Annotated in this window: 12 protein-coding genes; 6 read left to right on the plus strand and 6 right to left on the minus strand. The window is 62.2% G+C overall.

Going from position 1 to position 13,810, the window contains the following annotated elements:
• Window positions 1-47: 47 nt before the first annotated feature.
• The 6 genes from ebgA to ACJ8HH_RS05580 all read left to right on the plus strand — a co-directional run bounded on the left by ebgA (window position 48) and on the right by ACJ8HH_RS05580 (window position 6,527).
• The gene (ebgA, locus tag ACJ8HH_RS05555; RefSeq protein WP_197766175.1) at window positions 48-3,137 is read left to right on the plus strand and encodes a beta-galactosidase subunit alpha; all 3,090 of its coding nucleotides are present in this window, start codon (window positions 48-50) and stop codon (window positions 3,135-3,137) included.
• A complete protein-coding gene (locus ACJ8HH_RS05560) occupies window positions 3,134-3,586 on the plus strand; it encodes a beta-galactosidase subunit beta (RefSeq protein WP_033646409.1) in 453 nt (150 codons plus the stop codon). Before ebgA ends, ACJ8HH_RS05560 begins: the two co-directional genes overlap by 4 nt.
• A 58-nt stretch (window positions 3,587-3,644) precedes the next feature.
• Window positions 3,645-5,147, plus strand: a complete 1,503-nt coding sequence (locus tag ACJ8HH_RS05565; protein WP_041034703.1) for an amino acid permease — start codon at window positions 3,645-3,647, stop codon at window positions 5,145-5,147.
• A gap of 102 nt (window positions 5,148-5,249) precedes the next feature.
• Window positions 5,250-5,564, plus strand: coding sequence for an ArsR/SmtB family transcription factor (locus ACJ8HH_RS05570; RefSeq protein ID WP_033646407.1), 315 nt, complete (start codon window positions 5,250-5,252; stop codon window positions 5,562-5,564).
• Window positions 5,561-5,890, plus strand: a complete 330-nt coding sequence (locus tag ACJ8HH_RS05575; protein WP_033646406.1) for an SRPBCC family protein — start codon at window positions 5,561-5,563, stop codon at window positions 5,888-5,890. The genes ACJ8HH_RS05570 and ACJ8HH_RS05575 overlap by 4 nt, the downstream gene beginning before the upstream one ends.
• 43 nt (window positions 5,891-5,933) lie before the next feature.
• Window positions 5,934-6,527: an ATP-dependent Clp protease proteolytic subunit gene (locus tag ACJ8HH_RS05580; RefSeq protein ID WP_033638144.1), complete on the plus strand. Its 594-nt coding sequence runs from the start codon at window positions 5,934-5,936 to the stop codon at window positions 6,525-6,527.
• Between the two features lie 5 nt (window positions 6,528-6,532).
• On the opposite strand, the gene ACJ8HH_RS05585 is transcribed toward ACJ8HH_RS05580, so the two are convergent.
• Genes ACJ8HH_RS05585 through ACJ8HH_RS05610 form a run of 6 tightly spaced genes read right to left on the minus strand, consistent with a single transcriptional unit; the run spans window position 6,533 to window position 13,463 of the window.
• Window positions 6,533-7,399 (minus strand): hypothetical protein, encoded by an 867-nt coding sequence (locus tag ACJ8HH_RS05585; protein WP_060425000.1) that lies wholly within the window; start codon window positions 7,397-7,399, stop codon window positions 6,533-6,535.
• A 45-nt stretch (window positions 7,400-7,444) separates the two neighbouring features.
• Window positions 7,445-8,194 (minus strand): fimbrial biogenesis chaperone, encoded by a 750-nt coding sequence (locus ACJ8HH_RS05590; protein WP_060456911.1) that lies wholly within the window; start codon window positions 8,192-8,194, stop codon window positions 7,445-7,447.
• The gene (locus ACJ8HH_RS05595; RefSeq protein WP_197766176.1) at window positions 8,194-9,534 is read right to left on the minus strand and encodes a fimbrial protein; all 1,341 of its coding nucleotides are present in this window, start codon (window positions 9,532-9,534) and stop codon (window positions 8,194-8,196) included. The genes ACJ8HH_RS05590 and ACJ8HH_RS05595 overlap by 1 nt, the downstream gene beginning before the upstream one ends.
• Before the next feature lie 28 nt (window positions 9,535-9,562).
• Window positions 9,563-12,097 carry a fimbria/pilus outer membrane usher protein gene (locus ACJ8HH_RS05600; protein WP_162091362.1) on the minus strand — a complete coding sequence of 845 codons (2,535 nt, stop codon included), beginning with the start codon at window positions 12,095-12,097 and terminating at the stop codon, window positions 9,563-9,565.
• Window positions 12,098-12,117: 20 nt separating this feature from the next.
• Window positions 12,118-12,870: a fimbrial biogenesis chaperone gene (locus tag ACJ8HH_RS05605; RefSeq protein ID WP_233788960.1), complete on the minus strand. Its 753-nt coding sequence runs from the start codon at window positions 12,868-12,870 to the stop codon at window positions 12,118-12,120.
• A gap of 59 nt (window positions 12,871-12,929) precedes the next feature.
• Window positions 12,930-13,463: a fimbrial protein gene (locus ACJ8HH_RS05610; RefSeq protein WP_015377562.1), complete on the minus strand. Its 534-nt coding sequence runs from the start codon at window positions 13,461-13,463 to the stop codon at window positions 12,930-12,932.
• Window positions 13,464-13,810 lie beyond the last annotated feature (347 nt).

Here is a 13,810-nt window from a genome sequence, read left to right on the forward strand (position 1 = left end):
AATATTTACTATCGTTTCCGCATTGCACAGGTGTCGGGAGACGTGACGTGAATAATTGGGAAAACATTGAAAAACAGTCGGAGCACCGGTTGGCGCCGCGCGCGAGCTTCTTCAGCTACGCGGACGCCGGGCAGGCGCTGAGCTTCGATCGTAACGCCAGCCGGCGTTTCCAACTGCTGAGCGGCCGCTGGCGCTTTCGCTTCTTCGAGCACCCGGCGCAGGTGCCCGCGGCATTTTACCGGGAGCCGATGAACGACTGGGGCGATATGGCGGTGCCGGGCATGTGGCAGCTGGAAGGGCACGGCCACCTGCAGTACACCGATGAGGGCTTCCCGTTCCCGATCGACGTGCCTTACGTGCCGACCAATAACCCCACCGGCGCCTATCAACGCCACTTTACGCTCGACGCCGGCTGGCAAGATCAGCAAGTGCTGATCAAATTCGACGGCGTGGAAACCTACTTCGAGGTGTACGTCAACGGCGACTATGTCGGCTTCAGCAAGGGCAGCCGGCTGTGCGCCGAGTTCGACATCAGCCCCTATGTGCGGCAGGGCGAGAATCTGCTGTCGGTGCGGGTGATGCAGTGGGCCGACTCCACCTACATCGAAGATCAGGACATGTGGTGGATGGCCGGCATTTTCCGCGACGTCTATCTGATCGGCCAGAGCGCTACCCACCTTCACGATCTGACGCTGGTCACCACCTTCGATGAGCGCTATTGCGACGCGCAGTTGGCGATCGATGCCGAGCTGCGCCATCTCGGTGTGCAGGCCGCCGAGGGCTGCCGCCTGCAGGCGCAGCTGTTCGACGGCGATCGCTGCGTGGCGGAGCAGTGGCGCGACGATCTGCGCATCGAGCGGGCGCTGAGCTGCCGTTTCGAATTGCCGGTCAGCTGCCCGCAGCAGTGGAATGCGGAAAATCCCTATCTGTATCAGCTGTTGCTCAGCCTGTATGACGGCGCCGGCAACCTGCTGGGCGTGGTGCCGCAGCGGGTGGGTTTCCGCGAGATCGCGGTGCGCGACGGGCTGATGTACGTCAACGGCCGCTACCTCAAGCTGCACGGCGTCAACCGCCACGATCACGATCACCGCAAAGGGCGCGCCGTCGATATGGCGCGGGTGGAGCTCGATATCGTGCTGATGAAGCAGCACAACATCAACTCGGTGCGCACCGCCCATTACCCCAACGATCCGCGCTTTTACGAGCTGTGCGATCTCTATGGCCTGTTCGTGATGGCGGAGACTGATTTGGAAAGCCACGGCTTTGCCAACGTCGGCGATCTGAGCCGCATTACCGACGATCCGCGCTGGGAGCAGGCCTACGTCGAACGCATCGAGCGCCACGTGGCGGCGCAGAAAAACCACCCGTCGATCATCATCTGGTCGCTGGGCAACGAGTCCGGCTACGGCTGCAACATTCGCGCCATGGCCCGGCGCTGCAAGGCGCTCGATCCGACCCGTCTGATCCACTATGAAGAAGATCGCGACGCCGAAGTGACCGACGTGATCAGCACCATGTATTCCCGCGTGGCGATGATGAACGCCTTCGGCGAATACCCGCACCCCAAACCGCGCATCCTGTGCGAATACGCCCACGCGATGGGCAACGGCCCCGGCGGGCTGTTCGAATACCAGTCGGTGTTTAACCGCCACGCCAGTTTGCAGGGGCACTACATCTGGGAGTGGTGCGATCACGGGCTGCTGAGCCACGACGAACAGGGGCGTGAGCGCTACCAGTACGGCGGCGATTACGGCGACTACCCGAACAACTACAACTTCTGCATGGACGGCCTGATCTACCCGGACCAGCGCCCCGGCCCCGGCCTGCGTGAATACCAGCAGGTGCTGTGCCCGGTGGAGGTGACGGCGGAGGAAGGCGCAGGCGACGTGCTGCGGGTGAAAAACCGCTATTGGTTCAGCTCGCTGGCGGACATCACGCTGAAGGTCAGCGTCAAGACCGACGGCCGCCAGGTGGCGAGTTACGAATTCAAGCTGCCGCACCTGCAGCCGGGCGAGAGCGAAGACATGCACCTGCCGGTGTTGGCGCTGGGGCAGGGGGAAACGCTGATCGACGTGGCGGTGCATAAGGATAGCGCCACCCGCTACAGCGAGAGCGGCCAGCGGCTGGGACATTATCAGCATCTGCGCCGGGCGGCGACGCGGCGACCGGCTCCACCACCGGCCGATGCGCCGGTGCTGCAATGCCGCGAGGAAAATCATCGGCTGATCGTCAGCGGCGGCCGGTTCCAGCTGGCGTTCTCGCTGCTGAGCGGCGAACTGCTGTCGTGGCGGGTAGACGATGAAGAAGTGGTGGGGCGCGCGCCGCGCATCACCTTCTTCAAACCGGTGATCGATAACCATAAACAGGAATATGAGGGGATTTGGCTACCGCATCACTTCCCCATCATGCAGCAGCACTTCCGCCGCCTCAATCGGCAATGGCAGGGCGAGGATCTGCTGATCGAGGTACATAGCCTGATCGCGCCGCCGGTGTTCGACTTCGGCATGCGCTGCACCTACCGCTGGCGCATCTCCCCGCAGGGCTACGTCAGCCTGGATCTGGCCGGTGAGCCTTACGGCGATTTCCGCCAGATTATCCCGAAAATCGGCCTCGATTTCGGCATCAGCCGCCGCTTCGAGCAGGTGGAATACTACGGCCGCGGGCCGGGCGAGAACTACCGTGACAGCTGCCGGGCCAACCTGATTGGCCACTACCGGCAGCGCGCCGACGCGCTGTTCGAACACTATCCGTTCCCGCAGGACAACGGCAATCGGCAGGACGTGCGCTGGCTGAGTTTGCAGGACGCGGCGGGCAAGGGGATCTTCATCCAGCCGCGGCGGCCGATCAATTTCAGCCTGTGGCCCTACAGCGCCGAGATGCTGCACCAGGCCCAGCACATCAACGAGCTGGCACCGAGCGACTGCCTGACGCTGAACCTGGACGACCAGATCCTCGGCCTCGGCTCCAACTCCTGGGGCTCCGAAGTGCTGGATACCCACCGGGTCTATCTGGCGCCGTTCAGCTACGGTTTCACGCTGGTGCCGTTCGACGGGCGGCAAACGCAGGGCGCCGCGCTCGCCGGTTATGACTTCGCGCCCGCTCACCACCACCCGCAGTCTGCGGAGGAAAACGCATGATCATTCTCGAATCCCTGGCGGAGTTCCAGCGCATCTATCACAGCGGCAAGAAGTGGCTGCGCTGCATGGAGGCGATCGCCAATGTCGATCGCATCAGCCCGAACGTGTGCCATTCGATCGGCGACTCGCTGACGTATCGGCTGAGCGTCGGCGCCGGCCGCCAGCACGGTTGGCTGGAGGGCAACCGCCGCTACTTCGATGTGCACTATTACCTTGAGGGGGAAGAGACCGTCGAGGTCGCCGACAAACGGGCGCTGACGACGGTGGCGCCCTATCAGGACGAAACCGACCGCGAGTTTTTCAGCGGCGAAGGCGAGAGACGCCGGGTCGGCAAAGGCAACGTGGCGATCTTCGAAAACCACCAGGCTCACCGCTTCACAGAAAGCGGCAAGGTAAAAAAAGTCATTTTAAAAGTGACGGTGGAAGACAGCTATTTTGTTAACAAATAGCGCGCTCGCCGATCGATAACAACAAACCGAAGTCCCCTACACCATTCGGAGAATCTCTATGGCTGCGTCGAACAGAAACACCATCGGCAAGTTTGGCCTGCTGTCGATGACGTTTGCGGCAGTGTTCAGTTTCAACAACGTGATTAACAACAATATTCAGCTCGGGGTCGCCTCGTCGCCGGTGTTCCTGGTGGCGACCATCATTTACTTCATTCCCTTTTGCCTGATCATCGCCGAGTTCGTCTCGCTCAACCGCAACTCCGAGGCCGGCGTTTATGCCTGGGTGAAAAGCGCGCTCGGCGGGCGCTGGGCGTTTATCACCGCCTACACCTATTGGTTCGTGAACCTGTTCTTCTTCACCGCGCTGCTGCCGCGCGTCATCGCCTACGCTTCTTACGCGTTCCTGGGCTATGACTACGTGTTTACCCCGCTGACCACGGCGATCATCAGCATCTTCCTGTTCGCCTTCTCGACCTACATCTCCAACAGCGGCGCAAAACTGCTGGGGCCGATGACTTCGGTGACCTCGTCGCTGATGCTGCTGCTGACGTTTTCCTACATCGTTCTGGCGGGCGCGGCGGTGCTGGGCGGCATCGAGCCGGCCGACCCGATCAACGTGCAGGCGATGACGCCGAACTTCAACTGGGCGTTCCTCGGCATTACCGCCTGGATCTTCCAGGCGGCAGGCGGGGCGGAGTCCGTGGCGGTGTACGTGAACGATGTGAAAGGCGGCAGCCGCGCCTTCGTGAAGGTGATCATCGTTTCCGGGCTGTTCATCGGCGTGCTGTATTCGGTGTCTTCGCTGCTGATCAACGTGTTCGTCCACCGCGCTGACCTGCATTTCACCGGCGGCACGGTGCAGGTGTTCGAAGGCCTGTCGGCGCACTTCGGCCTGCCGACGGTGCTGATGAACCGCTTTGTCGGCATCGTCTCCTTCACCGCCATGTTCGGCTCGCTGCTGATGTGGACGGCGGCGCCGGTGAAGATTTTCTTCACCGAGATCCCGAAGGGCATTTTCGGCGAGAAAACCATTCGTCTGAACCGGCACGGCGTGCCGACGCGCGCTGCCTGGATCCAGTTCTTCATCGTCATCCCGCTGATGCTGATCCCAACGCTGGGTTCCAGCAGCGTGCAGGATTTGATGAACACGCTGATCAACATGACCGCCGCCGCCTCGATGCTGCCGCCGCTGTTCATCATGCTGGCCTATCTGAATCTGCGCCTGAAGTACGACCGGGTGGCGCGCGATTTCAAAATGGGCTCGCGCCTGCAGGGCATCGCCATCGTCAGCGTGCTGATCGCCATCTTCACCGTCGGCTTCTTCGCCTCGACGTTCCCGACCGGCGCCAGCATCATGACCATCGTGTTCTATAACGTCGGCGGGCTGGTGGTGTTCCTCGGCTACGCCTGGTGGAAGTACAACCGCTACGCGAAAAGCCTGAGCGCCGAGGCGCGCTACCACGAAGACATGCCGTTGGCGCGCCTCGCGCTCGAAGCGCAGGAAGGGGCGCAGGCCGGGCAATCCGCGCTGACCACGCCCGTTTGCAATAAACCGCTGTAATTTCTCCCCTATCGGCTCCGTGCCCCGGCGCGGAGTCTCGCTTTGCGCAAAAATCCTGCCCTGGCGCTTGCATAATACATAAGTGAATACTAATGTATTTGTATGAACGAAAATGACATCTTCAAGGCGCTGGCCGATCCGACTCGCCGCACCATCTTCGACAAGCTCGCCGTCGGCAGCATGAACGCCAGCGCGCTGCGCGAAGGGCTGCCCATCAGCCAGTCCGCGATGTCGCAACACCTGGCGGTGCTGCGCAATGCCGGGCTGGTGCGCGAGACGAAGCAGGGGCGCTTCGTCAATTACCAGGTCGACCCGGAAGGGCTGGCGCAGATCGCCGATTGGCTGGCGAAGTACCGCGCCTGGTGGCCGGCGCGCATCGACGCGTTGCAAACCTTGCTGAAGGATATGGATCAATGAACAAACAGGCTGAGCAGCCGCCGCGCGATCGGCTGATATTGGAGTATTCGCTCGATGCACCGCCGGAAAAAGTGTGGCGAGCGCTCAGCATTCCCGAGCTGCGCGAGCAGTGGCTGCCTCCGGGGGATTTGGCGCAGGCCGAACCGCTGGCCGCCACGCCGGGCGAAGCGGTGAGCTATCGTCTGCGTGACGACCGGCCGCCGTTCCTTGAAAGCGTGGTGACGCTGCAGATAGTGCCGGACGCCGCTGGCGGCAGCCTGCTGCGGATTATCCACCAGCTCGACGCCGCCAATGACGGTTCGGTGACGATGATGCTCGCCGCCTGACGCGTTAAATTCATTTCCCTTTTGCCAACCCAGGAGTTCACCGATGCGTGAGAAGATGATGCTCGTCCCGATGGTGGTGGAACAGACCAGCCGGGGAGAACGTTCCTTTGATATTTATTCGCGCCTGCTGCGCGACCGGATCGTTTTCCTCAATGGCGAAGTCAACGACGACGTGGCCGAAATGCTGTGCGCCCAACTGCTGTTTCTGGAAGCGGAAAACCCGGAGAAACCGATCCACCTGTACATCAACTCGCCGGGCGGGGTGATCACCAGCGGGCTGGCGATTTACGACACCATGCAGTATATCCGCGCGCCGGTGCATACGCTGTGCATGGGCACCGCGCGCTCGATGGGGTCGTTCCTGCTGATGGCCGGCGAGCCGGGGCACCGCATGGCGCTGCCCAACGCCAGCCTGCACGTGCACCAGCCGCTGGGCGGCTTTCAGGGGCAGGCCTCCGACATCTTGATTCATGCCGAAGAGATGAAACGCACCAAAGACACGGTGATCCGGCTGTACGCCAAACATTGCGGCCTCAGCTACGAAGAGGTGGAACGGGTGTTGGATCGCGATCGCTTTATGACCGCCGACGAAGCGGCGGCCTGGGGGTTGATCGATCGGGTGCTGCGGGAAAGGTAAACGGCTCAGCGGGGCTCGGTGGCCTGCGGCGTGTGCCAAACTCGTTCAAGCCCGAATTCGACCATCGCGAAATAGAGGCTGAAATAGCGCTCCGCCATGATAAAGAACGAACTGTTGAGTTCGATCACCACGTTATTGGTGGTGGTCAGCAGGCCGGATTTTTCCGCCGCCTGCAGAATGCGATTCACGTGCGCGCGTGAGACGGAGCACGACTTGGCGATTTTCGCCGAGGAGAGCAGCAGAAAGGGGGAGTCCTGCCGGATGCTTTCGATATGCAGCATCAGCAGCACCATGTGGCCGGCGTCCTTGCTGATAAACAGCCCGGATTGCGGCACCAGATCGATCAGGTAAATCTCCTTGAGCATCAGCTGCCCGTAGGCGGCGAAAAAGGTGGGCAGAAAGTCGGGCGCCGCCAGCAGCGCCGCGATAGGCATCTGTGGCGCCAGCGCCTGGTAGGGCCGCGCCATCGAGGCGATCAGCGCCTGGGTTTCCGCCAGCGCGTGCGGCGTAGGCTTATAGCGCAGCTGGCGCTTGTCATGTTCACAGGGTTTGACCTCCAGCCGGCGGCCGACCCGCAAAAAGAACAGAAAGGAGTCCAGGGAGTTCTCGCTGATGATGTTCTTCCCTTTAAAAAAGGCTTTGATGTCTTTCAGCCCGGCGGCGGGCTGGTGGTAGTAAATGGACAGGATGGTGGAACAAATGATGAACCGGCTGTTCCTGAAGATGATTTTGTAAAACAGCGGATGCTTCTTGTAGGTCTCCTTCAATAATTCCCCGTGTTTGACGATGGCGGTATGAAATGCCGGTGACTGCCTGATGTTGTTGGCCTGTTTCTCCAGGTGAAACTGTAGCTGGAATCTGCTTAGACTCATTTTTCCCTATTTCCTGTACTTAAAAAAATGTACTGCTTTTTATCGTTATGGGGTTGCTGTGTATGACTTGACGATCTGCTGGCCCTGGTCGTTGATGAAGGTGGCCTGAACGGTGATCTGAGAAGGGAGCGCCGGCGCCGCAACGCCGTCGAGGTGATAATCCCGCATGCTGAACGGCGCGGTCATCATGTCGCTTTCTTGCCGCACCGGGTAATCGCGCCTGCCGGTTTGCACGGCGATGCGGGCGAAGGAGAGATAAAACGCCGACCGGTTGTGACAGCGCAGCAGATAGCCGCCCGGCGATTTTTGCAGCGAGAACGAGACGGCCTCGGCCGCGTTTTCGGCGTTTCCCTTTAGCACTTTGGGGCGGTAGAAGATTTTCATCTGCGTGTTCATCGCCAGCGTCACGTGCGACGTCAGCGGCGGCCTGGTCGGCTGGCTGGGCGGGATCTCATACAGATTAAGCCAGAACACCGACTCCCGGTCGGTGGGCAGGTTCGCGCCGGCAAACAGGATCCGCAGCCCTTTCAGCGCCGAAGGCGGCAGGGCGAATACGCTGGGCAGGGTGACAAACGGCGCGCGCGACAGTTCGGGGGCGGCGTTGACGTCGCCGTTATCGACCCAGGTTTGCGCCACGATCGGATAGCCGTTGGTGTTGAGCAACATCAGGGTTTTTTCCGTGTCGCCCTCGCGGAAAATCACCCGGGTGGCGGAGGCGATGATGCCCGCCTGCGCGCCCATGGCCGCCAGCGCCAGCAGCAGGGCGCATCCCATCGTCAGATATTTCTTTCTCATCATTGCACCTTAACCCAGACGTAGGCCCTGGCGTCCACTTTGCCGGCGGTGACGGTTTGCCCGGGCAGCCGGGCGAGCGTGGCGGTGAGCTGGGTGGTGTAGTGGGTAAACCCTGCCGCGGTGCTGCCGCCGCCGCTGGCGCCGTTGAGCACCGGGTACCAGCCGGCGTCGTTGCCCTGCGGGCATTGCCCGGCGCTGCAGCGCGCCCAGCCGACGAAGTTCATCGGCGCGGCGTTGCCGGCGTTGGCGAGCGCGATGCCCACGCCGGTGGCGACGCTGCTGTCGGTGCCGTAGCCGCTGGAGAGCAGGTAGCTCACGCCGCCGTTGGCGCTGACCAGCCCGAGCTGCTGCGCCGCGACATAGCTTTCATACGGCACCTGCAGGCCGAGGGCGGTATTGTTGCTGCTGACGCCGGACACGGCGGCATTGTCACATTCGATATTGATGGTGAACTGCGCCTGTGAGGTTTGCCCGGCGGTCAACTGGCTGACGGATATGGTCGGCAGGATTACCAGCGGCGTAACGTTGCGCGCCACGCAGGTGGCGGTATAGGTCAATGAGGAGAGCGGTGCGGTGCCCATGCCCATCGCGTTCCAGCGCCCGGTGCCCCAGGTGGCGTAGTTGGTGGCGGAGTCGCTGCCGATAGGATCCGAGGCGATGCCGGGCCCCTGAAAGGTGACATACCCGTTCGGCTGCGTGCAGGTATAGTTCGAATTGCCGGTGGTCGAGGCCATGCCCACCAGCGGGTTGCCGGCGCTGTAGCCGCAGTAGTTGCTGGCGCCCGCGCCCGGCAGCGAGCTGATGCGGATCAAATCGGCACGGATGGCGCTGAAGTCTTTCACCCGGATCTGAATTTTGCTGCCGACGGTGGCGTAGCGGGTAATCGGCGCCGACTGCCAGTAGCGGGTAAAAACCTTGCCGGAATCCAGATGGGTCAGGCGGATGCCGACGTAGGGGAAGTAGGTGGCGTAGTAGTTGGGGTTACCGTCCTGAGCGCCCAGATCGTAATAGCCGCCGACGCGATCGTCGCCGTTGGTGGCGAAGACTTCATAGATCTGCCCCGCGTCGCCGGCGTCGCATTCATACAACACCTTGTTGGGATCGGGATAGCGCGTGCCGGAGGTGAGATCGAACACGCTGGTGCCCAGCGGCGTGCCGACGGGCTGCAGGTAAGTGCTGGTCAGGTTAACCCGCCCCAGCGCCGTGCCCACCCCGCAGGGATCGCAACCGGAATCGATCCAGGGGGCGACCCGGGTGCATTGCGCCAGCGCGGCGGGCGCGCCGAACAGCGACAGGGCGAGCAGCGCCAGGGCGGCGAGCGGGTAAGAAATGCGTTTCATCGTCTCTCCTGAAAATAAGTTTAACGGGCTAGCGGCACGGGGCGCTGAGCCGTTGAATCGGGCCGTCTTCCCCGGCGGGCAGGCGGTAATGCAGCGTGCACTGTTGGCCGGGCGCGTCGCCCCAGTTCAGCGTCAGCGCACCGGCATTCCGGTCGCTGCGCAGATACACCTGATTGGCCTGGCCGACCATGCCCACGCTGTTGCCCGCGGCGTCGAGGACGTTGGCGCCCATCGGGATCGGTGCGTTATCGGGCCGCTGCGCGGTGATCAATAGCGCCTGGCCGCGCACGGTGTTGAAGCGCAGGCGCACCGTGGCGCCGGCGTACGGGGCGACGCGCCGCTGGCCGTCTTCCAGCTCCGCTTTGTCGTTCATGCCCTCGGGGTTCAGCGCGACGGTGTTGTAGTGATAGGGCACCAGCGACGGCGCCAGCGCGTAGCCAAAGCGATCGACGCGCGCCCCCTGGCCGTCCATCACCCGTGCGCCGCTGGCGCCGGGCGCCTCGATCAGGGCGAAGGTATCGCCGACATACGGCCCTAATGTCACGCCGCCGCGGTGCGCCACCACCGCCCCCTGCAACGACAGGGAGCCTTGTCGGTACTGGCGCGCGGTGGAGAACGAGCCGGTGACGTTGGCGTAAGGCAGGCGGGTTTGCAGGTTGCCGCCCCAGATGCTTTGTTGGCGATCGTCATCGGTGGTGAAGTTCAGGCCGTAGCTGACCGGCTGTTCGTCGCCGACGCTGCCCGACAGCGCGGCCTGATAGTTGCCGCCCTGGCCCTGGCTGTGGTTGGCCAACAGCGAGACGCTGGGGGCGGATGATGAACGCCCGAGCGGGAAGCTCAACGACAGGGCGGTGACGGTCTGCGCGTTTTGCGCCAGCGGCGCGCTGTAGACGTTATCCAGCGGCCCGTAGCCGCGGTAGTCGCCGTTGCTGTAGCCCAGGCTGTGGGTACGGGTGACGGAGAGGTTAAGCGCCACGCCGTTGCCGAAGGTTTTTCCCCAGCCCAACTGGAGCTGATTGTCGCGGCCGCGCTGATCGCGGTAGTCCTGAGTCGAGCCGGACATTGTCAGACTGCCGAACGCCCCCATCCCCTGATTGACGGCGACCTCGAAACGCGACCGCTGGCGGTAAGAGTCGGACTGCCAGCGTTGGCCGGTGGCGGTGGCGCGCCGCACGCCGAGCACGTCGCTGAGATCGCGAAAGCCTTCGGTGGAGTAGCGGTAGCCGGCGATGGATAGCGTGGTATCCGTCGGGCTGAAGGTTCGGCTGTAAGAGAGGTGCAGCATCCAGCCGGCGGCGCCGCCATCCGGCAGGCTGGCGTGGGAATAGGTGGTATCCATGCCGAAGGCGCCCAGCCAGCTGCTGTACACGCCGCCCAGCATCATCGCCTGGTAGCCGTCCGCCAGTTGGTTGCCGAGGTTGAAGGTCAGGGCGTTGGTCAGGCCGTGCTGCCAGGTCACTTCGCTGAACAAATCGTTGTCGCCGACGTAGCGGGAACGGCCGACGATCGCCGAGTAGCGCGACTGGCCGGGGCGGATGGATTCCGGCACCGCGGCGAATGGCACGGTGAAGGTGCTGACGCTGCCGTCGGCTTCCGTCACCACCACGGTGAGATCGCCGGCGTAGTTGGTGGCGTACAGATCGTTGATGGCGAACGGCCCCGGCGCGACGGTGGTTTCATACAGCGTGCTTTTGCCTTGCAGCACCGTCACGCGCGCGTTGCTTTTCGCCACGCCGCGCACCACCGGCGCATAGCCGCGCTGCGAATCCGGCAGCATGCGGTCGTCCGAACTGAGCTGAATGCCGCGAAAGCCCAGGCCGGAGAAGAAGTGCCCGTCGGTAAAGCCTTCGCCCAACAGCATTTCGCTGCGCCAGGGCAAGATCGCGCGCTGTACGTAGCGGCGGCTGGTGTCCAGATGACCGCCGAACTCCCGATCGTAGCGGTAGCTGGACTGCTGGCGGTAGCGCCATAGCCCGAGGTTGAAGCCGCCGTTCAGGTTGGCGTAGGTCGAGTCGAGATCGCGGGTTTGCCCCTGTCGGTAACTGACGTGGTACTGGTTGAGGTTGTAATTGACGAAGGCCATCGATTCGCCGCTGTCCAGGCTGGCGGGATTGACGCTGCCGCGCGGCCGGCCGTTCAACAGCGCCTGCGGAATGCTCAGATCCAGCCGCAGCCGCGAGATATCGGCGTTCACCGTGATGTCCTTCAGATCCCGGCCGGGCAGCAGGCATTCCGCTTCGGCGGCCGCCGGCGGATTTTTCAGCCCGAAGCGCGTCAGCTGCGGCCGATCGAAACAGGGCAGCACCTGTTTGCCTGCGCGTACGAAGCGAATTTGATCGCGTTCGAGAAACTGGCCATTGAGGTACAGATCGATCTGATAGCTGCCCGGAGCGACGGCGTCCTGTTGGTTGAACTGGCTCAGGGCGCTGTTGCTCAGCACGCTGCCGCGCAGCAGCGCGGGATCGAAGGTATAGCCGTCGGCGGCGGCGCAGCCCAGCGGCAGCGCCAGCAGCGCGCAACACCAGCGTGCGGGCAGCGGCGCCGCCTTGCGAGCATCGAACATGAATACCTCCCTGTCTGGTTTCAGCGCGCGACGTTCAGGGTGCGTGAGATTTCCACCCCATAGTCATTGATGACGCGCAGTGCGACCTGCCGCACCTCCCCATTCACCGGCCAACTGGCCTGTGAAAACGGCGGGATCAGATCCGCCTGCGGGATGGCGATGCGCTTCGCGCCGCTCAGGATCGCGGCCTGGCTGATGTTGGCGTAGTAGCCGGTCGGGTTGTCGACGCGCAGCGCGTTGCCGGCCTGGCGCAGGCTGAGCCGATCGATGACGTGGTTGGCGTCGCCGGCCAGCCCGGCGGGGCGATAGAACACCTTCAGCCGATTGGTGACCACCAGCAGCAGTTTGTTCTTGTCGCTGTCCGTCTGGCGCACGGCGGGCACCTGCAGGAAGTTGAGATAGAACAGCGATTCGCGATCGCGCGGCAGCGGCTGGCCGACGAACGACAGCCGCACCATCTGCCCGCTGTGCGGATTCATGCGGAAGATCTGCGGCGAGGCGACGAAAGGTGCATCGGCGTTTTCCGGCGTGGATTTGGGGTTATTGATGTCGAGCCAGATCTGCATCAGCGCCGGGGTGCCGTCGTCGTTGGTGAACTGCAGCGTTTTTTCCCGCGCCTCGGCGGGGTAGATCACGCGGTTGCCGAGCAGCGTCACGCTGGCCGAGGCGTGGGTAGCGGCAAAACTCATCAGGCAAAGCGACAGGGCGGCCCATCGGCGGGCGGAGCGGGTTATCTGCGGCATAAACGTGAACCGATAAAGGGAGCGAGTCATTCAGCGCCGCCCGGCGAAGGGCGGCGCTGGCATCAACAGGTATGGCGCCTGACGCCGGCTTATTTGTAGCTAATGGCGAACTGTGCGGTGGCGATCACCGAACCGGCCGCCACGCCGGTGTCTTCCGCGTAGTAGCGAGCCACCAGGTTCTGTGAGGTGGAGGTGGCGTCTTTCGCCAGCGTCATCGCCGACGTGGTGACGGTCGAACCGCTGGCGAACGACAGCGGCGTAGTGGCGTCGCTGTCCAGCAGTTGAATGGACACCTTGGCCGCATCGCCCGCGTTGCCCAGGTTGCCGTTGGTGGTCGGGTTGTTGCCCGCCAGCACGGTTTTGATCGCCGTATCGCTGGTTGCCGCCGCACAGCCGGTCACGTTGACGGTGAAGGTGGTGTCGCCGGCGGTGGCGCCTTTGGTGGCGAGTTTGCTGGCGGCGACGGTCGGCAGCAGAACGACCGGATTGGATTGGTTACCGTTAATATTCACCGAGCAGGTTTGCGTGCTGACTTCGCCTTTAAATTGCACCGTATTGGACGAAGCGGCCGCACAGGCGCCGGAGAGAGCCAGCATGGATAATGCGACTAATTTAACATTCATGTGAAATGCCCTTTAATTTACTTTAGATAAAAGCTTTCCTGACAGTAATAAATTACTGACGTGCGGTTGTTGATTAATCATGTTGCGCAATTGTTTTTTAAACGCGTCGGCAAACATGGATTTTCATCCTAACAAACTAAGAATTTTCCCTATAGATGTTTTGAATAAGGCAATAAGGTTATGGTGCCCGTTGTTACATTTTTTTTCATTTTCGCTTATATCATACAAAATAGAAAATAGATCTATATCATTGCGTTGCGTTTTTATTGGATCGCCAGTTTTTTCTGTTGAAATAATTTGAAACATTCATGCCTTTTTTGCGTATTAATCAACATGCTGACGGTTGC

The organism is Serratia sp. CY32780 (assembly GCF_052169135.1).
Taxonomy (GTDB): domain Bacteria; phylum Pseudomonadota; class Gammaproteobacteria; order Enterobacterales; family Enterobacteriaceae; genus Serratia; species Serratia sarumanii.

What these genes read in the sequence shown, in the direction of transcription:
- ACJ8HH_RS05560 (WP_033646409.1), top strand. Translation starts at nt 3,134, where the DNA reads ATGATCATTCTCGAATCCCTGGCGGAGTTCCAGCGCATCTATCACAGC.
- ACJ8HH_RS05565 (WP_041034703.1), top strand. Translation starts at nt 3,645, where the DNA reads ATGGCTGCGTCGAACAGAAACACCATCGGCAAGTTTGGCCTGCTGTCG.
- ACJ8HH_RS05570 (WP_033646407.1), top strand. Translation starts at nt 5,250, where the DNA reads ATGAACGAAAATGACATCTTCAAGGCGCTGGCCGATCCGACTCGCCGC.
- ACJ8HH_RS05575 (WP_033646406.1), top strand. Translation starts at nt 5,561, where the DNA reads ATGAACAAACAGGCTGAGCAGCCGCCGCGCGATCGGCTGATATTGGAG.
- ACJ8HH_RS05580 (WP_033638144.1), top strand. Translation starts at nt 5,934, where the DNA reads ATGCGTGAGAAGATGATGCTCGTCCCGATGGTGGTGGAACAGACCAGC.
- ACJ8HH_RS05585 (WP_060425000.1), bottom strand. Translation starts at nt 7,399, where the DNA reads ATGAGTCTAAGCAGATTCCAGCTACAGTTTCACCTGGAGAAACAGGCC.
- ACJ8HH_RS05590 (WP_060456911.1), bottom strand. Translation starts at nt 8,194, where the DNA reads ATGAGAAAGAAATATCTGACGATGGGATGCGCCCTGCTGCTGGCGCTG.
- ACJ8HH_RS05595 (WP_197766176.1), bottom strand. Translation starts at nt 9,534, where the DNA reads ATGAAACGCATTTCTTACCCGCTCGCCGCCCTGGCGCTGCTCGCCCTG.
- ACJ8HH_RS05600 (WP_162091362.1), bottom strand. Translation starts at nt 12,097, where the DNA reads ATGTTCGATGCTCGCAAGGCGGCGCCGCTGCCCGCACGCTGGTGTTGC.
- ACJ8HH_RS05605 (WP_233788960.1), bottom strand. Translation starts at nt 12,870, where the DNA reads ATGACTCGCTCCCTTTATCGGTTCACGTTTATGCCGCAGATAACCCGC.
- ACJ8HH_RS05610 (WP_015377562.1), bottom strand. Translation starts at nt 13,463, where the DNA reads ATGAATGTTAAATTAGTCGCATTATCCATGCTGGCTCTCTCCGGCGCC.